Here is a 24,544-nt window from a genome sequence, read left to right on the forward strand (position 1 = left end):
CTCAACGCTCCTCGTCCTCCGGATCTTCGTCCACCGCCTCGTCAAGAGCCTTCAATTGGAGCTTGCCGTCTTTATCTTTGACCAGGAGCTCGATTTTCTTTTCGACCTCGGTCAATTTCTGGTTGCAGAATTTAACCAGGCCGACGCCCTCTTCGAAGGCCGCCAGCGAGTCCTCCAGGGAAAGCTCGCCCGACTCCAGGCGCTCCACGACTTTCTCCAGCTCCTCGATCGCCTCTTCGAACTTCTTCTTCTCTTGTTCCTTCTTCGCCATCCGTTTTTCCGATTCTAACAGGTTGCTGAAAAAAGATTTTTCGTGCTTCGACAAGCTCAGCACGAACGGAATTCTTCAACGATTTCAATATCTGCACCGTTCGCCCTGAGCGTGTCGAAGGGTGAACGGTGGGTTTTTCAGCAACCTGCTAATTGTTCTCGTTTCGAATTTCATTCACCTCTGCGGTGAAATAATTGCCGAGGTGAATTCTCGTATACCGCGAGTCCTCATGCCTATTGCCTACTGCCTCTCGCCTTCTTCGAGCGTGAGCAGCTCCATCGGATCGATGCGCGCGCCGTTCAGACGCGCGCCCCAGTGGAGATGCGGGCCGGTGACGCGGCCGGTCATGCCGACGAGCCCGATCACCTCGCCTTTGCGGACTTGGGCATTTTTCTCGGCGCGAAATTCTGAAAGATGAAAGTACAGGGTGTAAAGTCCGCCGCCGTGATCCAGCACCAGGCTCTTGCCGCTGAAGAAAAAATCGTCTTCGAGCACGACGCGGCCGCTGTTCGCCGCCACGACTTCGGCGCCCAACGCGGCCCTCAAGTCCACGCCGGTGTGCGGCGCCCGGGCGATGCCGTTGATCACCCGGCGGAAGCCGAAATGAGAACTGATTTCTCCCGGCACCGGCGCCGCGAAAGCGCCCTCCCATAGACGGCCGGCGCTATGAATTTTCCAAAGACGTTCCAATATCGCCTGTTCCTTTTCTATCCGCTTTAACGTCGCGCTATCGAAAGTATCCGAAGCCGGCGGAACGGAAAACGTTTCCCTGGGGAATTCTTTGGCTCTGACGTAAGCGGTCAACCGCTTCGCCCATTTCTCTTCGCTGCCGGTGCTTATTTCCACGGCGAAGTTCAAAACTTTAGGCCGGTGCTCCAGATCGACGCCCCAGAAAGCGGAAAAGACCCCTTCCCGCCCGCGAACGAACGGCAAATCGCGATCCGGTAGAATCGCTCTTGCCCCCGCGATATCCCTGCCCCAAGCCTTGATGTGGAGAATCCCGCCTTGAGAAACCTCCACCGGTTCCAGGCTAAGAACCAACCGGGGCTCGCCGGCAAGAGCGTCGCCGGCGAGGAGCCACAAAAAAACGGCCAGGACGGTCGCCGATCTCATTCCTTCTCTTCGACCGCGCAGAGCGCTTTGCCGCGGGCGAAAGTTACCCGCAGTCGATCGCCGACGGCGACCGCGGCGCTGTCTTTCACGATCGAGCCTTCGGGCATTTTGTGCGCGATGCTGTAGCCGCGCTCCAGGACGGCGAGCGGACTCAGGCCGCCGAGCCGCTCCGAGCCGTGCGCCAGCCGCTGCCGCAAGCGGACGAGCCGGTCTTGAAAGCGGCGCCACAAGTTGAGCGAGAGTTCGTCGAGAAGCATCTGATTCTCACTCAGCCGGCGCCGCGGATCGCTCAATCGCCGCGCCAAACTTCTGAGCGCGTCGCGCTCGGTTTCGATTTTGCTTTGAATGCAGCGGAGGAAGCGGGCCCCGAGGACGAGGACCTGCTCGATCAGATCATCCCTCCGCCCCACCACCATCTCCGCCGCCGCCGTCGGCGTCGGCGCGCGATGATCGGCGACGAAATCGGCGATCGTGAAGTCCACCTCGTGGCCGACCGCTGAGATGACCGGAACCGGCGCGGCATAAATCGCCCGCGCGACAATTTCTTCGTTGAAGGCCCAGAGATCCTCCAACGAGCCGCCGCCGCGGCTGACGATCATGACTTCGACGAGCCCGGAGCCGCCAAGCTCCGCGATGCCTTGCGCAATCTCCGCGGCGGCGCCATCGCCCTGTACTTTGACCGGCCGGACGACCACCCGCCGCTCGGGAAAGCGGTCGTCGAGAATGCGCAGCATGTCGCTGAGCGCCGCGCCGTGGAGCGAGGTAACGATGCCGATCGAGCAGGGTAAAAACGGCAGCGGTCTTTTTCTTTCCGCGGCGAAGAGTCCCTCCGTGCCCAGCCGCTTCTTCAGTTGCTCGAAGGCGAGGTAGAGGGCGCCCTTGCCCCTCGGCTCCATGATCTCGACGTAGAGCTGCAAGTCGCCGCGCGCGGCGTAGAGGCTCACGCGGCCGAAACAGAGCACCTCCATGCCGTCTTCGGGTTGAAACGCGAGCTTCACTCCCTGGCGGCGGAACATGACGACGCCGATCTGGCTCTTGTCGTCCTTGAGGGTAAAGTAGAGGTGGCCCGAAGGCGGGACGCGAAAATTGGAGATCTCGCCCACCACCCACACATCTTCCAGCCCGCGCTCGAGAGTGCCTTTGATGATTTGAGAGAGCTCGCTGACGGTGAGACAGGCGCCGAGCTCGTCGGAGAAGAGCGGCAGGTCGCTTTCCCTTTTTCCTTCTCCCATGGAAACACTATAAAACAATTAGCCCTCCGGGGGGAGGGCTAATGCATTGTGGCTTATCGTTTAGCGGTATGTCGGCGGCTGTTCGTAGCGACGGCCATCAGCCCTTTTGCAGCACCAGTTGTTTGAAGACGTCCCAGCCTTTCAACAGTTCCAGGGCGCGCCGCAGTTGGACGTCGTTTTCCGCGGTCTCACTCGGCGACGGCGGCTGCACCACTTTCTCGCTTTCCTTGTCCTTCTCGTTCGTCTTCAGCTGCTCTTTTTGGTTTTGCTCCTTCTCCTTCTGCTCTTGCAGGCGCTGCTGGTTTTGCAGGTGGCCCGGGAGATTCTCTTCCCTCAGGCTGGGGCGGCTCTTTTCCTCGACCTTTGTCTCTATCGGCGCGCTCGGGTTGTCGATGATGATATCGGGCGCGATGCCCGTCGCCTGAATCGAGCGGCCTTTGGGCGTGAAGTAACGCGCCGTCGTCAGGCGGAGCGCCGAGTTGTCGTCGAGAGGAAGAATCGTCTGGACGGAACCTTTGCCGAAAGTCTTGGTCCCCAAAATAATGGCCCGCTTGTGATCCTGCAGCGCGCCGGCCACGATCTCCGAGGCGCTGGCGCTGCCGCCGTTCACCAGAACGACGATCGGAAAATTACTCCAGGTGCCGTCCTTGTGGGCGAAATATTTCTGCCTCTGAGATTCCAGCCGCCCTTCGGTGTAAACGATCATTCCGGAATCCAAAAACATGTCGGAAACCCTGACGGCCTGAGTGAGGAGCCCGCCCGGGTTGTTGCGCATGTCGAGCACCAGCCCTTTGAGACCGCCTTTTTCCTGACTGAGCTTTTCGAGGGAACGTTGCAGGTCGCGGTCGGTGCGCTCCTGGAACTGGGCCAGCCGGACATAGCCGTAGCCCTCTTCGAGCACGCGGCTGCGGACGCTCTGCACCCGGATGGTGTCGCGCACGAGGTTGAAGTTCAGCAATTCGGCAACGCCCTCGCGCTTGACCGAAATGGTGATTTTAGAGCCTTTGGTGCCGCGCATTCGCTTGACCGCCTCGACCAGGGTCATATCTTTGGTGAACTCGTCTTCGATCTTGATGATCTGGTCGCCGGCCTTGACCCCCGCCTTGGATGCGGGTGTGTCTTCGATCGGCGAGACCACGGTGAGAACACCGTTCCGGACCGTAATCTCGATTCCCAGGCCGCCGAACCTTCCCGCCGTGTCCATCTGGAGATCCTTGTAAAGGTCGGGCGTCAGGTAAGCGCTGTGCGGATCGAGCGAGTTCAGCATTCCGTTGATCGCGCCGTTGACGAGGTCCTTGGAGTTGACGTCGTCGACGTAGTTCTTTTTGACGATGGACAGGATGCTGGTGAATGTCTCGAGGCTCTCGTATTCCTCGCGCGGGATGGCCGAAACGTTCGTTACGACCTGCCCGCTGAAAACGAAAACCAGGCCGAGGCAAAACAGGGCCAAAAGAAACGAAGACCGATGTTTTCTAACCAACTTCATGGGGCTCTCCTGAGAAAAAGATTGCAACAGAGGCTTAATGTATATCAAAGAAGAAAAAATTGCCAATCATTTTCGGGTCCGTTTGCCGGCAAAGTAACGGGTGCCAGGTAGTAGGGGGGTAATGGAACAACGGAGTTATGGACTAAGAATCCAGTACTCCAATACTCCAGTACTCCAAACCTTCACTTTTTAAACCACGGCGCCGGGTCCACGGGCCGTCCATCCTTGCGGATCTCGAAGTAAAGCCGCGCTCCGGCGAGCGAATCGCTGTCGCCGACCAGGGCTATGGGCTCGCCTTTGCGGACCGGGTCGCCGGATTTTTTGAACAGCTCCGCCAGGTGCGCGTAGATCGTGTAGTAGCGCTGGCCGTGATCGACGATCATCATCCTGCCATAGCCCGAAAAGCGGTCGGCGAAGACGACTTTACCCGCCTCGACGGCCCTGACCTCTTCGCCGACCGGCGCATCGATGTCGATGCCTTTGCGAAACAGCTCGGCGGAAAACTCCGGGTGCTGGGTCTTGCCGAACGCTCCCGAGACCGCGCCGCGCACCGGGTATTCCAGCTTGCCCCGCATCGCTTCAAAACCGGAGCCCGCGGGAGCTTCCTTTGGAAGGGAGGCGGACCGCCGGCTGATTTCGTCCATCATTTTCTGCAGCCTGTGAGCCGCCTGCTCCAGCTCCTTCAGCGCGCGCTGGCGCGTCTCCTTTTCGCGGCGCAGGCTCGCGAGCATCTCCTGCTTCTTTTGCCGGTCGAGCCGGATGCCCTCCTTGATGTCCGTCAGCGATTTTCTTTGCCGGGCGACCTCTTCTTTTTTTTGCTCCAGCTCTTTTCGCAGGATCTGCTGGCGCCCGGACTCGTCGCTCAACCGATCGACCAGCGCGCGATCGTAGTCGAGAGTTATCTTGAGATAGTGTCTCCGCTGCATCAGCTCGGCCAACGAGCCCGCGCCGTCCAGCAGGACAAACGGGCTTCCAGTCCGCTGCCACTTATAAAGCGCCCGCGACCGCTGCCGCAACAGATCTCGGCGCACGTCGATCGAAGAATTGAGCCGCCGCGCCTCCGCTTCCTTTTTCTTGATGTCCGCTTGAACCGACTCGAGAGCGGCGTTGACTCTTTTCAGCTCCTTATTTTTCTTGTCCAGCTCACCGTCGATCTTCGCCAGGATCTCCAGGACCGAGCCCTCTTTCTTCTTCACCTGGGTGATTCCCTGCCGCTCCTTCTCCATCTTCTTCTTGATTCCTTCCAGCTCCCGCTCGGCCTCCGCGGCGAGGGCAGGCGCGCCCGGAAGAAAAATTGGACTCATTGCAAAATGAAAACTGCAAAGTGTAAAAGTCAAAAAGAGCAGATGTTTCTTTCTTTCAATTTGCATTTTGAAATTTGAATTCTGCATTTTGCATTGGCGCGCCCCCGGGCGCGCAGCTCGTCATCTCGGCAGAAACCGGCTGATAGAAAAAAAACCGGCGAACGCGCCCATGACCCAACCCAGACAAAACAGCAGCGCCATGCTTTCCGGCGCGAGGAAGCGAAGCCCGTCGCGCGCCGTAAAGACGGCTAGAGTCTGAGGAAGCTCGGCCTGCAACAAAAGAAACGCCAGCCAGAGCGCGACGAGCGACAGCGCGGCGCCGAAGAGCCCCTGAAGCATCCCCTCGATCACAAACGGCATCTTGACGACTCCGGCCGGCGCGCCCACGAGCTGCATGATCTCGATCTCCTCCCGGCGCGCCACGATGGCGAGCTTGACGGTGTTGACGACGATCAAGAGCGTCGCGAGAAAAAGAAATCCGCCGAGGATCCACTTCGCCCATTCGATTCCGATCATGAGCGCAGTGAAGTTTTCTGTCCATTCCTGCGGGTATTCCACTTCGTCGATCGCCTTTTCCGCGCGCAGCCGCTCGACCGCGCCGGCTACAGAATCGTGATCGCGATGGCCCGGCTTGAGAGCGATCTCCAGCGACGCCGGCAGCGTATCGGCGGACAATCCTTCGAGCACTCCGGATTGCGAGCCGAGCGATTTCTTGAAGCTCTCCCACGCCTCGCGCTGCGAGATAAAGCGGACGCTTTCGATTTCCGGATAGGCGCGGACGCGCTGGACGAGAGACTCGGCTTCGGACGCGGCGAGGCGATTGCCCAGGTAAGCAAAGATATGAATCCGGCTCCCCCACCCCCGGAACAGGCCCTGAAGATTTTCCTGAGCGAGGAGAAAGCCGCCAAAAATGAAAAGCGTCATCGCCATGGTGCCGGAGGTGAGGAGATGGGTCGAGAGCACCTCCTGAAAGCTCCTAAACACCCGGCGAAACACGAACAAGACCTGAGATATTTTCATCGCCAGGCCTCCGCCGCGAGCTTCGGCTCGCCGAGCAAACGGCCATGTTGGAGCATGACCACCCGGTGACGGAATCGCTTGAAAATCTCCGCGTCGTGAGTCGCGATCACGACCGTGGCGCCTTGCTGGTGGATTCGATTAAAAAGCCGCATCGTTTCCTCCGCGACTTCGGAGTCGAGATTCCCGGTGGGCTCGTCGGCCAGAACCAGAAGCGGATCGTTGACCAACGCCCGGGCAATGGCGACTCTCTGTTGCTCGCCGCCGGACAGCATCGCCGGCCTGGCGTCGTGTTTGTCCTTGAGTCCCAGCTCGCGCAGCAGGTTGAAGGCCTTCTTGCGGCTTTCACGCGCCGGGGTTCCGACCACCTCCGCGGCCAGAGCGACGTTGTCCAAGACCGTCATTGTGGACAACAGCCGGAATTCCTGAAAGACGAGACCGATCTCCTGGCGCAGCCGGGCGACGCCGCCCGCGTTCAGACGGCCAACGTTCCGGCCGTTGATGACGATTTGTCCGTCGGTGGCTTCTTCCCCGCGAAAGAGGAGCTTCAGCAGCGTCGTCTTGCCGGCGCCGCTGGGGCCGTTGATAAATACGAACTCACCTTTTGTAATCTCCAGGTCGATATCGACGAGCGCGGGATAATTGGGCGGGTAGATCTTCGAGACGCGAAACAGACGGATCATTCAATCTGCCAGCGCGGCCCGGGGGAAATAGGGCAAAAATGCCTTGACACCCCCCTGAGCGACTGTTAGATTCGTTGAAAACAATGGGATAAGTGTTGCTTATCTTAGGTTATGTCCATCCAACTTACAAGCGTCCGGCAGAATCCTCAGCCAAAAATGAATCCCGCCCAAGATCGCGTCATCGATAAGCTCAGGATCGTTCTGATCAAGCCCTCCAAGTACGACGACGACGGCTACGTCATTCGCTTCTGGCGCGGGGTTCTCCCCAGCAATACCCTCAACGTTCTCCACGGGTTGACCGAAGACGTGAAGCAGCGCCGGGCTCTCGGTGACATCGACCTCGAAGTCGTGACGTTCGACGAGACGGCGGAAAAATTGCCGGTCAAAAAAATCATTCGCTGGAGCCGCCGCACCGGCACCAAGCTGCTCGTCTGCCTCGTCGGCGTCCAGACCAACCAGTTTCCGCGCGCCTTCGACCTGGCCAAGCGGTTCCGCGCGCACGGCATCGACGTCATGATGGGCGGCTTTCATACCAGCGGGACCGTCTCGATGCTGGGCGATCAGGAGCCCGATATTCAGGAGCTTTTCCGCGAGGGTATCACCGCAATTTCCGGCGAGGTGGAAGGAAAATGGGAGGGTATCCTCGCCGATTGCCTCGCCGGCCAACTGAAGCCCCTCTACCATTACGCCGGGGACCTGCAAAACCTCGTGGACATCGGCGACGCGCCGCTGCCGGTGACGAGTCCGAAGACGATGAAGCACTTCGCCCAGCCGGCCTTCGGCACGGCGGACACCTCGAGAGGCTGTCCCTTCGCCTGCTCGTTCTGCACGATCATCAACGTCCAGGGGCGCAAGATGCGCGAGCGCAGCCCGGAGAGCATCGCCGCGATGGCGCGGAGAAATTATCACGAGCACGGTGTGACTTTTTACTTCTTTACCGACGACAACTTCGCGCGCAAGAAACTCTGGCGCGAAACCTTTGAGGCGATCATCAAGCTCCGGGAAGAAGGTATCAAGATCTCCTTCATGATGCAGGTGGACCTCGCCAAGAAGCCCAAGGACTTCGTTGCGCTCGCCGCCAAGGCGGGCTGCTCGCAGGTCTTTATCGGCATGGAGAGCGTCAATCCGGAGAATCTCAAGGCCGAAGGCAAGGCGCAAAACAAAGTCGAAGAGTACCAGGGCATCATCAAGGAATGGCACGACGCCGGCATCGTGGTTCATACCGGCTACATCATCGGCCTTCCCTGGGACACGAAGGAAGGCGTGAAGCGCGACGCCGAGTATTTGATGAACGTGATCCAGCCGGATCAGGCTTCATTCTTCATGCTGACGCCGCTGCCGGGCTCGCAAGACCACAAAGAGATGAAGCAGCGCGGCGAGTGGATGGACCCGGATTTCAACAAACGCGACTCCTTTCACGCCACCATTCATCATCCGCACATGAACGCGGAGGAATGGACGCGGGCCTACGAGGACGCCTGGAAAGCGTTCTACAGCAAGGAGAACATGATTCGCGTTCTCTCCCGCTGGAGCCACAAGCCCAGGGCCTACTGGAACCTCATGTCGGTCTTCTTCTGGTACAAGAACGCGGCGTTGATCGAAAAGGAGCACCCGATGATCGCGGGCTTTTTCCGGCTAAAAGACCGGACCGCGCGCCGTCCCGGATTTGCCGTCGATCCTCTGCCGGTCCACATGTGGAAGCGCTCCAAAGAAATCGCCCGTCTTTTCATCTCGTGGGCCAAGTTTTTCAAAGAGATGGAAGAAGTCTGGCTCCAGACGCGGAAAAAAAGCGACCGGGAAGAGCGCTGGCTGGAAGAGATTCAGAGGATTCAGGGCGAGATCTGGCAGTCGCTCAAGATCGCCGAATGGCAACAAACCTACAACAATGCCAAGGCGGCGCTGCCCGCCAAGGCCAAAGCCCTGCTCGACCCGTTTGAAGAATTGTCCTCGAAGGTCCTGGTCAGCCGTGACGACTTGAATTCATTCCTGCGGAAGTGGGCGAGGCTACCGAAGCGCCTGCAAAAATTGCGCAACCGTGTTGGGTACGACGGCGAAGCCGCGCGCCGGCTGGAAGAAATGTCGCGCATCCACAATACCGCGTGGGCGGGAAGAAAAATTCAGGAATGGCAGGAGGCTTACACGCGCCTGCGAAAAGTTCTCCCGTCCAAATTCAGCCTGCCGCAAATGAAGTTCGATGCCTTTACCAACCGCGCCTTTTATTCCCGCCAGGACCTGCAGAAGTTTTGGGCCGCGAACGTGGACCATCTGAAAGGCATGCGGCTCTGGAAGGTCCGCCCGTGGAAGCTGGTAAAATATCTCGCCAAAGATTTTTTCATTAGCACGTCCTTCGCCTCATCCTTCAAGTCCGCCACCCGGTCGCAATACTAATTTCCTCCGTTTTAATTTCCTTCTCTCTTAGAGATTTATTCAGCCGTGACTGTAGGGTTGGGCTGTGATAATATGTGCTAGGAGTTGATGGAAGGTTGTATGGCCCGACCAGATTTACTGAAAAAATTAAAGGAACTGACGCCGGCCGAACGGCTCAGCGTTGCGGAGGCTGCTTTGCGTCTCGTTCGGGAAGATCTTCGGAAAACAACTCGCCCGGCAAAAGAAAAGAACCTCGCTAAGGCGGCAAAGGCTCTACTACCGGACTATAAGTCTAAGGGCGAGCTCACTGTCTTTACTGCGCTTGATGGCGAGGATTTTTGTGAAAAGGAAGTGAAATCTGGCTAATCAATTTGGACCCGACGATTGGCGCCGAGATCAAGAAAACCCGCCCGGCAGTCATCGTCAGCGATGACGCGATTGGAATCCTGCCGCTCAAAGTAATTGTCCCGATTACCGAATGGAAAGAACGCTATGCCGTGGCGCCTTGGATAGTCCGATTAGATCCCGACGGACAAAATGGGCTACAGAAGCCTTCTGCCGCCGACACATTTCAAGTCCGCTCGTTAGCCCAGGAAAGATTTGTGCGACGACTTGGAAAGCTCCCGGACCGTGTAATGGATTCAATCGCAAAAGCTCTCGCTGTAGTATTAAGCTTTGATATTTAAACGCATGCGCCTCGTGCAAAGTCCGACCGTGGAAGCTGTTAGATTCGAACACCGGCTTACCGAAGAAGTAGATAAAGTTAGCCATGAAATCACTAAGTTTAAAGCCGACCTCATTCGCTGGATGTTCATCTTCTGGGTCGGTCAGATCGGCGTAATCACCGGAATCCTGTTCGCGTTCTTCAAACGATAAGTCTTTCAGTCTTCTCCCTCAGCGCCTCCGCGGTGAGATACGAATTCCTTTTCACCACTGAGACACCGCGCGGCTACGCCGCAACCAAAGTAGAAACAGACATTTCACCACGAAGGTCTTAGCACACGAAATTTCTTCCCCTTGGCGTCCTTTGCGCCTTTGCGCGAGATAACGCATTTCGGTCCTTCTCTGTTATCGCGCCAAGATGCCAAGCTCGTAAAGTTTTACTTTCAGGCATAGTATTACGAAAGTCAAAAGTTATAAAGTTTACGAATCCTTCGTGGCCTTCGTGCGCTTCGTGGTGAGATCGTATTTTCTTGTCGATCCGGCAACTGAGGATTGGTGCGCAAGAAAATTTGCGCAAACCGCGAAAACTCTCAGGCATAGTATTACAAAGTCCGCAGGAGGGTTTGTTTTATTCCTGATCTCCGCGCCCTCAGCGCCTCCGCGGTGAAAATTCCTTGATTTTACTCTGTGCCCTCAGCGCCTCTGTGGTGAGATATCTTAAGGGTTAACCCAAACTCCGTTGTAAATACGCTCGACCTCCGGAATCGTCCGCGCCGCCTGCTCCGCCCTGAATCTTTCATCCGCTGTTTTTACATGGCCGTTGAGATAGGCCGTGTCGCCGATAAAAGCCACGCTCACCCCCATAACGTTCCACCTGCCGAAGGCTTCATGGATGTCTGCCTCGACCTTTCTCCACCGGGCCTCGACTTCTTCATACGATTCGGCCGGTTTTTCCCGGGGAAGAAACATGGCGTCGTCCCTTTTCACGTACACCACCGACTTGAGTTTGTTTGAGCGAACGATCAGCCAATCGCCCTCCGAGCCGACGACGTTGAGCCTGGCTCCCGACCCAACCTCGTCCACGACGGAAGCCGAATTATTCGGCCGTGACCGCACCGAAGTTCGCCGGATGGTCTGATAGATTCCCGGTTCCGCAGGCCGCCGTACAAACGGCCTCTCGGAAACCTTTGCCTGTCGCTGAGCGCGTGATGAAGTTTGAGGTTTGCTTGGAGAAATCTTCGCGCTAGGTTTTGCGGGCTTCTCTTGATCTTCGCTGATCTCAGGAAGGTCGGATGAAGATTCCGGCGGCGGCGTTGTTGGCTCCTGAGTCTGCGGGCGCGGCTCCTCCTGCCGCGAAGCCACATCGGGCGCCTCCGTCGATCCGGGATAGAAAACCCATTTCCCGACGAAGAAGACAAAAAGTGCTGCGACGATCACGGCGGCCGTCGCCATCAGCGCCTGACGAGTCATAGTTCTAGCTACGCGACTCCAGTTTACCAGACTTTAACTGCTTCATCGCCGCTTCAAGCACCTCCTCACTAATCCACCGCTTCTTCCCAAGCTGGATGATGCGGCTCTCCGCTGACCCGAGATCGAGAAGCTCCCGCCGATGAGCTTCCAACACCAACTCGAGACTTCGGAGACAAGTGATGCCTTTTACCCGGGCGACTTCCCACGCCCGCTCGTCATCTATCAGCACCACGTCTGCATCAAGTTCTTCCGCAAGGGCTAATGCTTGAGACTCCCCTGCTCCGAGCCGCTCCGCCAGGTAAAGTTTCAATTTCGCGTCTTCCTTGACAGCGATTCACGTTGGCGGGGTTCTACCCAGTGGGCCAAGGAGCGAAGTTTTTTAAGAACGGATTCTCTCTGGATCTTTGGAATCTGTAGTTTAGGCCGCCTAACCACCCGCTCGTATTCGTCAAATATCTCAGGCGAAAGAAAGAGAGCGACTCGTTTATTAAACGCGAGTTCGAGAAGCAAGGCGGGGATGCCTCTATCTGAGATGAGGCCGGAAACCACCACATTGGTGTCATAGACCGCCTTGAGCATGCAAGATCAGGAGGCTAGCTTCTCTCTCCGTTCCTCCCGCGCCGCTCGTATCTCCGCGTTGATTTCGTCCAGACTGAGCTTCGCGACACCGGTTCGACGCGCCTCTTTGCGAATTTTTCTGAGCGCGACCGGTTCTTTTATCTTGAGAACGCTGCGCACGAAATCCTCATACCCGAGGATGACAGCAGCGGCCTCTCCTTTGCGGGAGACCACAAACCGCTCTTTATTTCCTCTTACCCTTTTTAGAATCTCCCCGAATTCCTTCCGCGCGACTAAAGCGGGTATTGTTTTCACTTTTAAGACACCTCGTGCCATTATCGTCTCCTTTTCAGTTTACACTTCTCAATACGAAATATATCAAGCTTGCCGCACTCTTACAAAGCCGGCGCAAGAGAAACCAATGCCTTCACCGAGGCTCGGAGATGACGTCCAGCAGCGCGGGGAGCTTTGTCCCTTTCCCCTTAGGGTGGACACCGAAGCCCTGCGCAACCTTGGGAAAATCTACCACCGGGTCCGCTCACGTGCATGCCGATGCCGGCGTTCTCGACCGGCCGCTTGCGGATGGCCAGCCTTTTAACGGAGGCCGGGTGTTGCCGACGAATAAGTTGCATGATTTTTTAAAGTTCTGGAAGTGAAAAAGCGGTAACGAAACGCCTTCGGCCGATTTAATACGACGGAGACGAGGATAAGCTGGTGCCCGGTGATGAAGGGGATACGGGTTGCTTCGGGCATTATACGATAACCGTATAGCCTTCAGGAGCAACCGGTCCGGCAAAGAAAACGTAGGTCATCTTTTGAGGATTTCGCTCGCCAAAGCCACGGTTTACTTCCACCAGGTCCCGGCGGTTGTGGCTATGATCCAACACACGGCCAAAAAGAGGGCCTCTAACCTTGTCAACTTCTGTGACCTCAACGAGAACCCACTCGTTGGGATATCGCTGCTCGATTTCTGCGATGGAAAGCGCTTCCCCAAATTTAGATTTCATGGCTTCAAAAATTATACCACGATATCTTCAAAGGCAAGGCGGCTCTGGGAAGACCTTTTTGCCTCTCAAGGCCCAGAGGCGTGATCACCTGAATCCTCTTTGTATTCTCCAAGCGCTAAGTCTTTTAATCTTCCCTCTCAGCGCCTCGGCAGTGAGATATCCGATTTCACCGCAGAGACACGGAGTTTGCAGAGAGTTAGTGGAGACGCGCGGCGTTTTTTCTGAGGTTCTCGACCTGCCTGAGTATCTCGTCCGCGTCGGCTGCCTCGGGGGCGAGTCTGAGATACGTCTCAAAGTCATCGATCGCTTGGGAAAAGTGTTCGAGCTTAAGATAGAGCAAGCCGCGGTCGCGGATCTCTTGGGGCGAAGTCGGATCGATGATCACCAGACGCTCGGCCGTGGAGAGGGCTTTGGGGAAATCTTCCCGGCGCAGATAGATCGCCTTCAAGTTGTTCAGCATCCGCTGGATAATGTCTCTAGTCGATACCGGCGCGAGAAAATCAGGGTGGAAGGCGACCTTGCCGCCGTAGAGACGGTCGAGCATTCCTTGCAGCTCATCGGCCGTGCGAACTTCGCCGTTGTCGAAAGGGTCAATTACAATCTCGCCTTCGTCGCCGACGTACTTGACCAGAAAATGACCCGGGAAACCGATACCGTGCAGTTTTAGCTCGACCCTTCTGGCTACCTCCATATATAGGACGGAGAGCGTGATCGGTATGCCTTTCCGGCGCTCGATGACGTCGTTCAAAAAGCTATTTCTGGGATCGTAATAATCGTCCCGGTTGCCGCGATAGCCTTCTTGGGTAAAGAGGACCTGATTGAGGCAGGCGATCAGACGATAGGGGCTGTTTTCTCCAGCCGAGCGGTCGCGAGCCACAGCCGCAAGCTGATCCATCCGCGAGAGATACGTCTCGATCCGCAGGTCCGGATAGGTTTCCTGAGCGATGGCCAGAGCCGCGCGCCCGAGGTCGATCTTGTCGTCCGGAAGCGCAACGGCCGCGCGAAAATTCCTGTGGCGATCGTCCGCCATTCAAATTTCCTCTCATTTAGCCGATCATTAACTAAAATTTTTCCGTTTACGTCATTTGGGATGAGATCGAATGTTGAGCAAGTAATAAATATCGCCCTCAATTCGAAAATAAAAACGCCAATCGCCGTTTACCCGAGCCTGCCAGATGTCTTGGGCCTCATCGTATTTCTTAGCACGAAGTGAGGGGTGGCGCATGTTTTGGAGCAAAAGAGCCGCTTGTTTTTGAAAGAGCTTTTGAATATGCGGTGGGGCTTTGGCATAACTCCGTAAGAACTGCGGAGCGTAGTCGAGACGCATTAGGCGGATTTCTTTTTGAGTTTCCTGACCTCTCGATGTAACGATCGAACCAAGGACTTAGCGGAGTTAAAGGGGCCGTAGGTTTTCCCCTCCTTGACCTCCTTGACGGCCTGGGCCAGCTCTCGATCAAGCATAGCCTTTGGCGCAAGAGTAATTTTTTTTCCCTCTACTGTCGCCTCTAGCAGATCTCCCACAGCCACCTCCGCCTTCTTCCGTATTTCAGCGGGCAGGGTTACTTGGTATTTCTCTTTGACTTTTACCAACGCCACCGTGATTCCTCCATAATTACAAAGGAAGAAGTTTGCTTGACTTAGTATATGGTTAATCCAAGGCTTGTCAAATGGCTTACAACGGGCCCTCGGTCACTGATCTGCTGCAAGGCGCTGCAGAGTGGCAAGGCTGATCCGTTCCCCACGAGACAGCGTCTCAGAGATCTTTCTGCCCTCGCGTACGACAGCGTAAATGATGATGCCGTGAATAATGGCCGCGCCAACCAGAAAAAGGGTGTTAACCCAGACGAGTGTCAGCATTTCCATATTAGCTCCTTCCCCATTCACTCACCCCTACTTCCAGCCGGCTAGGTGGCTTGGTCAGTGAAAAATATATCAAGCTTGCCGCACTCTTACAAAGTCAGCGCAAAACAAATCAATTTCTCAGCGCGGCTCGGCGATCACGTCAACCAGCGCCGGGAGTTTTTTCTCCTTGACAAATTTCAGGGCGCGCTCGATCGCCGGGCGAACGTCGGCCGGGTTCGCGATCGGCCCCTCGGCGTGGACGCCGAAGCCCTCGGCGATTTTTGCGAAATCCACCGCCGGATCGTCGACGTGCGTGCCGATGCCGGCGTTTTCGACCGGCCGCTTGCGGAACTTGGCGACCTCGATACCGTGCTCTTCCGAATTGTAGAAGGACTGGTTGTTGTGCATGACGATGAGCAGTGGAATTTTGTGCTTGGCCGCCGTCCAGAGCGAGCTCGAAGTCATCAACAGGTCGCCGTCCGCTTGGATGTCAATCGATAGTTTGCCGCTGTCTTTCAGTGCCAAGGCCGCGCCGATCGCAGCGCCCGAGCCGTAGCCCACGCCCGCCCCACCGCTGGCGCCGAGATATTGATTGGGCTTGGTGAAGTCCCACAGGCGCCGCGCCCAACCGTTGGACGTGCCGTTCACCAAAACCCAGTCCTCTTTCTTGATCGCTTCGCCGAGCTCGAGCGCCAGCCACGCCGTCGAAACCTGCTTCAACGAGCTTTTGGCTTCGGCGTCGGCGCGCCACTTGGCGCGGCGCGTTTTATGCTTTTCTCCCAGCTCTTTTTGCCTGGCTTCGATGCGCCCTTTGTTTTTGCCGTCGCTGCCGAGAAGCTCGCGGCAGAGGCGCGTCAATTCCGGCACGGCCACCGAGGTGTCGGCGCACATCGGGAGATCCAGCGCCTGCAGCGCGTGATAGTCGCCGGCCCAGGAGTGCACGAGCATGTCGTTCATCGAGATGCTTACGAGCTTGACGCCGGGCGAAGTGACGTACTCGCACGCCCGGGTTTGTTTGCTGACCGTCGTCAGCGAGCCGTAAAGATCCGCCACGTCGAGCGCCAGGATCACATCGGCGTTTTTCAACAACTCCCGCGCGCCGTCGGTCGCGTCCAAGGGATGGGTCGTGGGGAAGTTAAAACGCGCGCCCTTGTCGACGACCGGAATCGCCAGAAGCTCCGCCAGAGCGACCAGGGCGGGAACCGTCTTCGGGTTGCGGCCGAGCGTGTCGGCGATGATGAGCGGCGCTTGCGCGTTCACCAGCAACTCGGCCGCTTTGCGTAGCGCTTCCGGATTCGCCTGCATCGGCGCCAGCGGCGCATAGCGCCTGACGTCGGGGATCTCGAGCTGAGACGTGAGCGCGTCTTCCTGGATGTCGGCATCGTAGTTGATATAGACCGGCGCCATCGGCTCCGTGGTGGCGAGGCGGTAGCCGCGGATGAAAGAATCCGGCACGTCGGCCAGGGAATACGGCTGGTCGTCCCATTTCACGTAGTCCCGCACCTGGTTGCCCTGCACGAGAGCGGTATGGATCCAATCGATCCGCGGCCGCCGCCGCTTGGTGTTCATCGGGCCAGTGCCGCCGAGAACCATCACGGGAACCCGGTCGATGTAGGCGTTGAAAATCGCCATGCTCGCGTGCTGCAGGCCGACCATGTCGTGCGCGATGGCGATCATCGGCTTGCCCTTGGCCTTGGCGTAGCCGTGAGCGACCGCCACCGAAATCTCCTCGTGATTGCAGAAGATCACTTCGGGCATGTAGTTGCCGCCGTAGTTGACGATCGAATCGTGAATGCCGCGAAACGTCGCGCCCGGGTTGAAGGCCGCGTACTCGATATCGAAGGCCTTCATCAAATCGACGATCACGTCGGAGCCGTACTCCGCTCTCTTCTTTTCCACCGGTGCCGCTCTAGCCACTGTTGAAATCCCCTTTCTGAATCGCAGTTATTTCTGGAAAGTTCTTTCTCGTCCGACCGTCTTTTCCCTCACCCTTCCCTCTCCCGGAGGGAGGTTAGAGTGAGGGTAGGACGCGTGAGTAGAAGAGTTGAACCGTACTGACGCTTTTTTAATCTCGTTTCTGCAACAACCCCCGCTGGTAAAACAATTCCAGCGTCTCCAGCAGATCGCCTTCCCTGCCGCCGGTATCCGAGGGCCGGCCGCAATCCAGCGCGGCGATCTGCTCGAGGATTTTTGCCGTCGCGGGGGCGATCACGGCTTCCAATCCGTGATATCGGAAAGTCTGGCGCAGCTCGCGCATCTCCTCGGCGCGCCGGCCCGCGTGAATCGGCAACGCGGCGATGCTCCCGCCGACCTTGCCGACCAGGCCGGGAAAACTCTCTTCGTAGCGGCGCATGATTTCCTGCAATAGATCAAACTTCCTGGCGCCGAGCAACAGCTCCGTGAGAAGTCCCTGCAGGCCTTTCGTCAGCCCGGCGTAGACGATCTTAAAGGCTGAGGCTTGGCCGATTTTTGCGCCGAGCACTTCTATTTTCAGGCCGCACTCCCCGAGTCCGCGCAGCTCTTCGGCCCCGGGGCCGGAGACGTAGACCGAGGCGCGCGCCAGCTTGGTCGCCGAGCCGATGATGCAGCCGTCGACAAAGGCCGTCTGCGCCGGCGCGAGCGCCTCTGCGACGGCGGCGGCCGTCATCGGAGAGATCGCGTTGGCGTCGAGATAGAGACAATCCTTCCTTCCGACCTTTGCCAGCGCCTTGCCGACCTGCGCGGCGATCTTCCGCGCCGCGGAGGGAACGACGATGGAAACAATGAGATCGGCATCCGAGACCAGCCGCCGAAGCGGCACCGACTCGACGCCGGCGTTCTCCGCCCGTTTTTGCGTGATCTCGCTCCGGCCTCGAGACGAAGTCAGCACCTCGAGTCCATGTTCCTTCAAAAGCTTGGCCCAGTGATAGCCCATCTCGCCGATGCTCAGGATGCCGATTTTTTGAAACGCCGCCACCTTCATTCTCCTTTTTTCGGGCCGTTGATAACGTCGATCATCTGCCTGAGGCGCCCGAAGTTGCGTCGGTTAAACGGCACCAGGAGACGATTGAGCGCCAAAGTAGCCGGCGGCTCATCCGCTTCTTCGGGCAGTGGGCCGGCCGCGCGAATCTCGCCGCCGGTCAGGATGTCGCGGAAATCACGATTCAACTTCGCGAGAAGCGAGGGCGTGGGAGAATGAATCAAACGTATCACCGTATCTCGCTTCACGTAGCGGAGCGACTGGTAATTCGAGTAAAAATGCTGGATCTCCTTCACCGCTGCCTCCACGTCTTCGACGATCTTGAAAAGAGACAGGTCCTCCTCGCAAATGTAGCCGGCGTCCAGCATGCGCCGGCCGACGAAGTCTTCCCATTCTCTCCAGTAACCCCGGCCCGGCAGATCGATCATGAGAATCGGCATAATCTGACTTTTCCCCGTCTGCGCCAAGGTCAGCACCTCCGCCGCCTCGTCGTGCGTGCCGAATCCTCCGGGAAAAAAAACGAAGGCATCCGCTTCTTTAACAAAGACGAGCTTGCGGGTAAAGAAAAAATGAAAGGCGATGAGCTTGGGATCGCCGCTGATAAACCGGTTGGTCTCCTGCTCGAACGGCAGGTGGATATTGACGCCGAAGCTCTGCTCCCTGCCCGCGCCTTCATTGCCGGCTTGCATGATGCCGCCGCCGCTCCCCGTAATCACCATGAAGCCTTCTTCGGCCAGCCGGCGCGCCAAGGCTGCCGCCATCTGATAATGCGGGTCTTCTTCCGTAACGCGCGCCGAGCCGAAAATGCTCACCTTGCGCACCGAGCGGTGCGGCGCGAAAAGCTTGAAAGCCAGGCGCAGCTCCTTGAGGGTCCGGTTGAAAACCTTGAGATCGCCGCGGCTGGCGGGACTCTGATCGAGTCTCAGGATCGTTTGCAGCATCTCGGCTACGAGCTCCTCGTTCGGGGAGCCCTCGCTTTGTCGAAGCCACTCCAGGACCTTGGGCTCGAGCGCGGCTAAGTTCACCCGCTCCCGCCTTCTAGATCGCGGCTTAACTTTTTTTCCGGAATCGTTCTCGACCTTGCTGCTCATCGTGAAACCATACAGGATCGACGGACCTGAGATCAATCAGCCTTTCAGCGCCAGGACGACCGGCGACTGGGCGCCGATATCTAAAGCTTGAATATCCGTAAAGCCGGCGCGCGACAACCATTGCCGATACTCGGAAAAGGTAAAGGTATCTCCCTCGTCGGTCCCGAGCAGAGCGTTCAAGGCCAGCAACAACGGCATCAGCTCGGTTTTTCTCTCTTCATCGGCAATGTAGTCCATGATCAGGAGCCTGCCGTTTTCCTTCAAAGCCCGGAAACATTTGTCGATAAGCCGCCGGCTCCATTCCGCTCCTTCGGAATGGCAAATGTGACCGAGCAGCGCCAGATCGTATGCTTCCGTTCCGAAGTCGGTTCTTCTGATGTCGCCGGGGATGAATGAATACCGGTTCTGGACGCCAAAGTCGCACGCGAACTTCTTCGCAACCTCCAAGACGGGCGGAAAATCTACGGCCGTAACTTCCACCTGTTCGGATTGAAGCGCGAACGGAAGCGACCACACGGCCGAGCCCGCAGCCACGTCCAGTAATTTGATTTTTTGCCCCTCCAAAGGAAACGTTTTCTCGCAAAGCGCGGCCAGCTTCCAGGCCGAGTCTTTATGAACGTGGAACAACGCCTCTACGATGTCGAGATTCAGCCGCTCCCGTTCTGGTTCCGGGAGAAGCGGCAGCGCCGGCGCACCGGCCTCGACCGCGCCCGGCAATTTGAGCCACAGCTTCAACAGCTGATCCGAGCAAATGAACAGCGAGCCCAGATAATTCTTGCCGGAGGAGAGGAAGTAGACGCGGGAAAGATCCGTCAGGCCGTACCGGCCGTTTTGTTTTTCTACCAGGCCCATGCCAGCCATACAGTTGAGCAGCATCCTGACTCCTCTTGGCGAGCACCCGATGGCCGACGCCAAATCATCCGCGTTCCTAGCAGCGTCGCCAACCGCCTCGAAAACGCCCAGCTTCAACGCCGTGAATAGCACCGCCTGCGGCGCAAAATAAAAACCCAGCTCATCCAGAGTCCCTCTCGCCAACGTATCGGCAATCGCGATCATGGCTTTTCTCCTTTCAGGAGCGAGCACAGGGGGCGAGTTGCTGCGGCCGATCACGTTGAGATAAGTTGTCTCTGCCGCTGTATCACCGCCCACCCTAACGCGGAATGGAGGAAACCAGATGAAATACTACGACATATCTCTCAACTTGTCAGCGGATACCGTCCGCTGGATCACCTCTATACCTTTCGAGCTGCATGAGCGCCGCCGCATTGCCCGGGGAGACTCCAGCAATTCGTCGGCGGTGACCATGAGCCTCCACTCCGGCACGCACATGGATGCGCCGTTTCATTTCGCCCCGGACGGAGCCACGATCGACAATTTGCCGTTGGATTTGTTCATCGGTCCGGCCCTGGTGCATGAGGTTGAAACCGAGCGATACATCAAAGCCGAACACGTCAAAGCTATTGAGCTTGATGGAATTACCCGCGTCCTCTTCAAGACATGCAATTCCGAACTTTTAAAGCGCGGCAGCTACGATCCCGATTTCGTCGCCTTTTCCGTTAAGGCGGCCGAAGCCTTGGTGGCAAAGGGAGCGAAGCTGGTGGGACTGGATTTCCTTTCAGTCGCGCACGCCGGAGACGAGCAAGTCATGGTGCACAGGGCATTTCTCGATCGCGGCGTGGCACTATTGGAAGGGATCGACTTGTCCGCGGTTAGTCCCGGTCGCTACGAGCTGATTTGCTTTCCGATCAAAGTCCGCGGCGCCGACGGCGCGCCATGCCGGGCCGTACTACGGGAAGTCTCGTAATAAGAAGACCCGATATGACGATCGCCTACAGCGATTCCGGCTCACTTTTGTATCGGTTCCGACTCCACGGTATAATGCGACCATTGTCGCTAACAGGAGCATTCCTTAACGACCGATATTCATGAACAAACCCGATACAGCTATGCCTTTCATTGCTCGAGTTCATGAGACAAGTCCTTTCCCCGCGCAATTATCCATCCATGATGTACTTGAGGCCTGGGCCGAGCGAACCCCCGGTGTGATCGCTATCGCCGCTCCCGGCCGTGCTCCTCTCACTTATGGCCGTTTACGTGTTCACATCGACGATGTGGTTCAGACGCTTAAGACGATGGGTATACGCCGCGATGACCGGATTGCCATCGTGCTTCCCAACGGCCCTGAAATGGCCGTCGCCTTTCTCTCAGTCGCCGCATACGCAACTGCGGCGCCGCTAAATCCTGCCTTAAGAGAAAAGGAATTTGACTTTTATCTTTCCGATCTCGGGGCCAAGGCGTTGATGGTTCATTCGGAAATGGACACTCCGGCTCGATCCATAGCCGAGGCGCGCGGCATTCCCGTCTTTGAGCTCTCTCCGGTGCCGACCTCAGAGGCGGGAATCTTTACGCTCAGCGGCCAAGAGAACTCGACTCCAGAGGGCGCCGATTGGCCGGCGCCCGAACACGTAGCGTTGGTGCTGCACACTTCAGGGACGACTTCCCGCCCCAAGATGGTCCCGTTGACGCAGAAAAACCTGTGCGCTTCGGCTTATCACATTGCGTCCACGCTGAATCTGAGATCCGAAGATCGTTGTCTTAACGTCATGCCGCTTTTTCATATTCATGGGATTGTGGGAGCCGTTTTTTCGTCTCTGATGGCCGGGTCGAGCGTGGTGTGCGCCCCAGGCTTCGACCTGGAGAAGTTTTTCGCATGGCTGGAAGAGTCTCGGCCAACCTGGTACACGGCCGTGCCCGCCATTCATCAAGCGATCCTATCGCGAGCCGAAGATCACCTGGCAACGGTTCGGCGGAGCAACTTACGGTTTATTCGCTCGTCGTCGGCTGCGCTTCCGGTAAAGTTGATGAAAGAATTGGAAGCGCGATTCGGAGTACCCGTCATCGAAGCCTACGGAATGACCGAAGCGGCTCATCAAATTGCGAGCAATCCGCTGCCGCCGGGCAAGTGCAAGCCCGGCTCCGTAGGCGTGGCGGCCGGTCCGGAAGTCGCAGTCATGCACGAAGCAGGAGGATTGCTCGCACCGGGAGAGCGCGGTGAAATCGTTTTGCGCGGCCCCAACGTCACTCACGGGTACGACGATAGCGGCGGCGCCACCGCCGAGGCGTTCACCAACGGCTGGTTTCGAACCGGGGATCAGGGATACATGGACGAAGAGGGCTATCTTTTTATCACGGGCCGCCTCAAAGAAATGATCAACAAGGGGGGGAAAAAGATTTCCCCGAAAGAAGTCGACGATGTTTTGCTGAACCATCCCGGAATCGTCCGGGCGGCGGTGTTCGCCGTGCCGCATCCGACTCTGGGGGAAGATGTCGCCGCAGCGGTGGTCGTGCGAGATAAGACGCAGACCACGGAAGCCGCAATCCGGGAATATCTTTCCGGTCGTTTGGCCGAATTCAAAATCCCCAGCCGGGTTTTGATACTTGATGACATACCCGAAAGCGGGCCGGGTAAAATACGGCGAATCGGGTTGGCCGAGGCACTCATGCCGCAGCCTGCCGGCCAGTTCGTTGCGCCCAAGGACGATCTGGAGGCGGCGGTGGCGAAAATCTATGCGGTCGTGCTCGGCGCTGAAGCGGTCGGCGCCAGCGACAATTTTTTTGCGTTGGGCGGCGATTCCCTGAGGGCGACCCAGGTTCTGTCGCGCATTCGAGCGACTTTCGGCGTAAACTTGTCGATCGCGACGATTTTCCGGAAAGCGACGGTTGAGGATTTGGCGCACGAGATCCGTCGGGCGATGGATGCAACGGAGCAAAAATAACCGGAGCGTCGGACCGTGATGAAGACAAAACCGAGCACTGACGCGCGTGACGGGCACGCACTGGTCGCTGAAACATTAAAAGCGCTGGGCGTCACTCATGTCTATTGTGTCTCAGGCACCCCAATCCGCGAAACCTTCGCCAAGTGCGCGCAACTGGGCGTCCGTCCAATCGGCGTGCATCATCAGCAAGCGGGCGTCATGATGGCCACCGCCCAGAATTACGCGACCGGCCGATTGACGGCCGTGGCGATAGTTTCGGCCGGCCCTGCCGTGACCAACGCAGCGACCGGCATTCTGGTTGCTAAGGACAATTGTTGGCCGGTGGTGGTGCTGGGCGGGCGGCGGCCGTTGAGCATGCAGGGTATGGGTTCCTTCCAGGAGTTGGACGGCGCGGCGTTATACCAATCCATAACGAAGTGGTCCGCGCTCGTGGAAACCACATCGAGCATCCCGGCCTATCTCGACCGCGCGTTCAAGTTGGCGATGTCCGGGCGGCCCGGACCCGTCTATCTCGATCTGCCGGAAGACATGTTGACGGGATTTGCCCGCGTCACCGATCCTTTTTTTCCCGACCCGCCTCAACCTCCACCGCCGAATACCGATTCGACCCAGCGAGCGGCCGACATCCTGCTGCAAGCGAACCGCCCGGCAATCATTATCGGTAAAGGTGTTCGCTGGTCCCGGCCCGGCGAGGAGGTGCGGCGGTTAGTCGACGAGTTTGGCATTCCATTTATCACTTCACCGATGGGCCGAGGCTACCTGCCCGACGACCACCCGCTTTGCTGTAACGACGCGCATCGTCTTATAGTCTCAAAGGCAGATGCCATCCTCCTGATCGGAGCAAGGCTCGACTGGACGTTTCGCTTCGGCAGCGAATTCGCTCGTGACGCCAAACTCATTCAGATCGATATTCACAAGTCGGAAATCGGCGTCAACCGTGCCCCGACAGTGGGGATCGAGGGCGATGCCCAAGCAGTTCTTCGGCAGCTATTGGCCGCTATGACGGCGAAGAGTCATGCGGGCGCCAACGGCGCCTTGGCTTCATGGCATGGAATGCTGGGCGAAGAGCGGACGAGGAAAAGGGGCAAGCTGGATTCACTGATGACAGCGATTCCGTCCCGATGTCGCCCTACCGGATGTTGAAAGAGATTCGCGACTTTCTTCCGCGCGATGCGATTTCGATACTCGACGGCAATGTGTTTATGGCGGCGGGGCAACAGGTGCTGCCGTCTTATTTGCCGGCTTCCCGTTTTACTGCGGGGAATAACGGGTGCCTGGGAGTGGGTATACCCTTCGGCGTCGGCGCGAAGCTCGCCTGTCCAAATCGTCTCGTTGTCTCAATTTGCGGCGACACGGCGTTCGCATTTAATGCCATGGAAATGGAAACTGCGGTGAGACACAGGATTCCATTGGTCGTCGTTGTGGTCAACAATGACGGTAATACCGGAGCACTTATGGAACAGTCCTATTCCCCCTGCAGTGAGGAGCGCGTAACGATGTACCAACCCGGCATCCATTACGAAGCCGTCATGAGCGCTTTCGGCGGCCATGCCGAATTCGTGGCTCGTCCCGCCGAGCTCCGACCGGCGCTGGAGCGCGCGGTAGCATCCGGCAGAGCGGCTTGCATCAACGTGCAGGTCGATCCTCACGAGCGCTACCCGCAGGAATAGGTTATCTTGGCTTGTGGAAACGGGAAAGGCTTGAA

At 57.7% G+C, this 24,544-nt stretch carries 26 protein-coding genes; 7 read left to right on the forward strand and 19 right to left on the reverse strand.

Annotation, left to right across the window (positions count from 1 at the left end):
• Nucleotide 1: 1 nt before the first annotated feature.
• The 7 genes from xseB to ftsE form a co-directional block, all read right to left on the reverse strand.
• Nucleotides 2–271, reverse strand: coding sequence for an exodeoxyribonuclease VII small subunit (gene xseB, locus VGL70_14060; protein ID HEY3304651.1), 270 nt, complete (start codon nt 269–271; stop codon nt 2–4).
• 240 nt (nt 272–511) lie between these two features.
• The gene (locus VGL70_14065) at nt 512–1,384 is read right to left on the reverse strand and encodes a M23 family metallopeptidase (GenBank protein ID HEY3304652.1); all 873 of its coding nucleotides are present in this window, start codon (nt 1,382–1,384) and stop codon (nt 512–514) included.
• Nucleotides 1,381–2,616, reverse strand: coding sequence for an exodeoxyribonuclease VII large subunit (gene xseA, locus VGL70_14070; protein HEY3304653.1), 1,236 nt, complete (start codon nt 2,614–2,616; stop codon nt 1,381–1,383). The genes VGL70_14065 and xseA overlap by 4 nt, the downstream gene beginning before the upstream one ends.
• Before the next feature lie 97 nt (nt 2,617–2,713).
• Nucleotides 2,714–4,102, reverse strand: coding sequence for a S41 family peptidase (locus VGL70_14075; protein ID HEY3304654.1), 1,389 nt, complete (start codon nt 4,100–4,102; stop codon nt 2,714–2,716).
• A 182-nt stretch (nt 4,103–4,284) separates the two neighbouring features.
• Nucleotides 4,285–5,406, reverse strand: a complete 1,122-nt coding sequence (locus tag VGL70_14080) for a peptidoglycan DD-metalloendopeptidase family protein (GenBank protein ID HEY3304655.1) — start codon at nt 5,404–5,406, stop codon at nt 4,285–4,287.
• Between the two features lie 120 nt (nt 5,407–5,526).
• Nucleotides 5,527–6,426: an ABC transporter permease gene (locus tag VGL70_14085; GenBank protein HEY3304656.1), complete on the reverse strand. Its 900-nt coding sequence runs from the start codon at nt 6,424–6,426 to the stop codon at nt 5,527–5,529.
• Nucleotides 6,423–7,106, reverse strand: a complete 684-nt coding sequence (gene ftsE, locus VGL70_14090; protein HEY3304657.1) for a cell division ATP-binding protein FtsE — start codon at nt 7,104–7,106, stop codon at nt 6,423–6,425. Before ftsE ends, VGL70_14085 begins: the two co-directional genes overlap by 4 nt.
• A 156-nt stretch (nt 7,107–7,262) precedes the next feature.
• Between ftsE and VGL70_14095 the strand changes: the two genes are divergently transcribed.
• The 3 genes from VGL70_14095 to VGL70_14105 all read left to right on the forward strand — a co-directional run bounded on the left by VGL70_14095 (nt 7,263) and on the right by VGL70_14105 (nt 10,159).
• Nucleotides 7,263–9,494 carry a radical SAM protein gene (locus tag VGL70_14095; protein ID HEY3304658.1) on the forward strand — a complete coding sequence of 744 codons (2,232 nt, stop codon included), beginning with the start codon at nt 7,263–7,265 and terminating at the stop codon, nt 9,492–9,494.
• A gap of 99 nt (nt 9,495–9,593) precedes the next feature.
• The gene (locus tag VGL70_14100) at nt 9,594–9,839 is read left to right on the forward strand and encodes a hypothetical protein (GenBank protein ID HEY3304659.1); all 246 of its coding nucleotides are present in this window, start codon (nt 9,594–9,596) and stop codon (nt 9,837–9,839) included.
• 5 nt (nt 9,840–9,844) lie between these two features.
• The gene (locus VGL70_14105; protein HEY3304660.1) at nt 9,845–10,159 is read left to right on the forward strand and encodes a type II toxin-antitoxin system PemK/MazF family toxin; all 315 of its coding nucleotides are present in this window, start codon (nt 9,845–9,847) and stop codon (nt 10,157–10,159) included.
• A 694-nt stretch (nt 10,160–10,853) separates the two neighbouring features.
• Here the strand turns inward: VGL70_14105 and VGL70_14110 are convergent.
• The 12 genes from VGL70_14110 to VGL70_14165 all read right to left on the reverse strand — a co-directional run bounded on the left by VGL70_14110 (nt 10,854) and on the right by VGL70_14165 (nt 20,119).
• Nucleotides 10,854–11,606 carry a BON domain-containing protein gene (locus VGL70_14110; protein HEY3304661.1) on the reverse strand — a complete coding sequence of 251 codons (753 nt, stop codon included), beginning with the start codon at nt 11,604–11,606 and terminating at the stop codon, nt 10,854–10,856.
• A gap of 4 nt (nt 11,607–11,610) precedes the next feature.
• Complete coding sequence (locus tag VGL70_14115; GenBank protein HEY3304662.1) at nt 11,611–11,916, reverse strand: hypothetical protein; 306 nt, start codon at nt 11,914–11,916, stop codon at nt 11,611–11,613.
• 275 nt (nt 11,917–12,191) lie between these two features.
• Nucleotides 12,192–12,500 carry a type II toxin-antitoxin system prevent-host-death family antitoxin gene (locus VGL70_14120; GenBank protein ID HEY3304663.1) on the reverse strand — a complete coding sequence of 103 codons (309 nt, stop codon included), beginning with the start codon at nt 12,498–12,500 and terminating at the stop codon, nt 12,192–12,194.
• Between the two features lie 416 nt (nt 12,501–12,916).
• A complete protein-coding gene (locus tag VGL70_14125) occupies nt 12,917–13,171 on the reverse strand; it encodes a hypothetical protein (protein ID HEY3304664.1) in 255 nt (84 codons plus the stop codon).
• Nucleotides 13,172–13,367: 196 nt separating this feature from the next.
• Nucleotides 13,368–14,201 carry a tetratricopeptide repeat protein gene (locus tag VGL70_14130; GenBank protein ID HEY3304665.1) on the reverse strand — a complete coding sequence of 278 codons (834 nt, stop codon included), beginning with the start codon at nt 14,199–14,201 and terminating at the stop codon, nt 13,368–13,370.
• A 51-nt stretch (nt 14,202–14,252) separates the two neighbouring features.
• Complete coding sequence (locus VGL70_14135; GenBank protein HEY3304666.1) at nt 14,253–14,498, reverse strand: hypothetical protein; 246 nt, start codon at nt 14,496–14,498, stop codon at nt 14,253–14,255.
• A complete protein-coding gene (locus VGL70_14140; GenBank protein ID HEY3304667.1) occupies nt 14,498–14,767 on the reverse strand; it encodes an AbrB/MazE/SpoVT family DNA-binding domain-containing protein in 270 nt (89 codons plus the stop codon). Before VGL70_14140 ends, VGL70_14135 begins: the two co-directional genes overlap by 1 nt.
• Before the next feature lie 93 nt (nt 14,768–14,860).
• Nucleotides 14,861–15,034 (reverse strand): hypothetical protein, encoded by a 174-nt coding sequence (locus tag VGL70_14145; GenBank protein ID HEY3304668.1) that lies wholly within the window; start codon nt 15,032–15,034, stop codon nt 14,861–14,863.
• 117 nt (nt 15,035–15,151) lie between these two features.
• Nucleotides 15,152–16,912, reverse strand: a complete 1,761-nt coding sequence (locus VGL70_14150; protein ID HEY3304669.1) for a thiamine pyrophosphate-dependent enzyme — start codon at nt 16,910–16,912, stop codon at nt 15,152–15,154.
• Nucleotides 16,913–17,078: 166 nt separating this feature from the next.
• Nucleotides 17,079–17,969, reverse strand: coding sequence for a DUF1932 domain-containing protein (locus tag VGL70_14155; GenBank protein HEY3304670.1), 891 nt, complete (start codon nt 17,967–17,969; stop codon nt 17,079–17,081).
• Nucleotides 17,970–17,971: 2 nt separating this feature from the next.
• Nucleotides 17,972–18,997, reverse strand: coding sequence for a TIGR00730 family Rossman fold protein (locus VGL70_14160; GenBank protein HEY3304671.1), 1,026 nt, complete (start codon nt 18,995–18,997; stop codon nt 17,972–17,974).
• 102 nt (nt 18,998–19,099) lie between these two features.
• The gene (locus VGL70_14165) at nt 19,100–20,119 is read right to left on the reverse strand and encodes a methyltransferase (protein ID HEY3304672.1); all 1,020 of its coding nucleotides are present in this window, start codon (nt 20,117–20,119) and stop codon (nt 19,100–19,102) included.
• Between the two features lie 118 nt (nt 20,120–20,237).
• Between VGL70_14165 and VGL70_14170 the strand changes: the two genes are divergently transcribed.
• From VGL70_14170 to VGL70_14185, 4 genes are all read left to right on the forward strand, one after another.
• Complete coding sequence (locus VGL70_14170; protein ID HEY3304673.1) at nt 20,238–20,867, forward strand: cyclase family protein; 630 nt, start codon at nt 20,238–20,240, stop codon at nt 20,865–20,867.
• Nucleotides 20,868–21,009: 142 nt separating this feature from the next.
• A complete protein-coding gene (locus tag VGL70_14175; GenBank protein HEY3304674.1) occupies nt 21,010–22,839 on the forward strand; it encodes an AMP-binding protein in 1,830 nt (609 codons plus the stop codon).
• Nucleotides 22,840–22,857: 18 nt separating this feature from the next.
• The gene (locus VGL70_14180) at nt 22,858–23,982 is read left to right on the forward strand and encodes a thiamine pyrophosphate-binding protein (GenBank protein HEY3304675.1); all 1,125 of its coding nucleotides are present in this window, start codon (nt 22,858–22,860) and stop codon (nt 23,980–23,982) included.
• Complete coding sequence (locus VGL70_14185) at nt 23,976–24,509, forward strand: thiamine pyrophosphate-dependent enzyme (protein ID HEY3304676.1); 534 nt, start codon at nt 23,976–23,978, stop codon at nt 24,507–24,509. Before VGL70_14180 ends, VGL70_14185 begins: the two co-directional genes overlap by 7 nt.
• Nucleotides 24,510–24,544 lie beyond the last annotated feature (35 nt).

The sequence above is a fragment of the Candidatus Binatia bacterium genome (assembly GCA_036504975.1).
Lineage (GTDB): Bacteria > Desulfobacterota > Binatia > UBA9968 > UBA9968 > JAJPJQ01.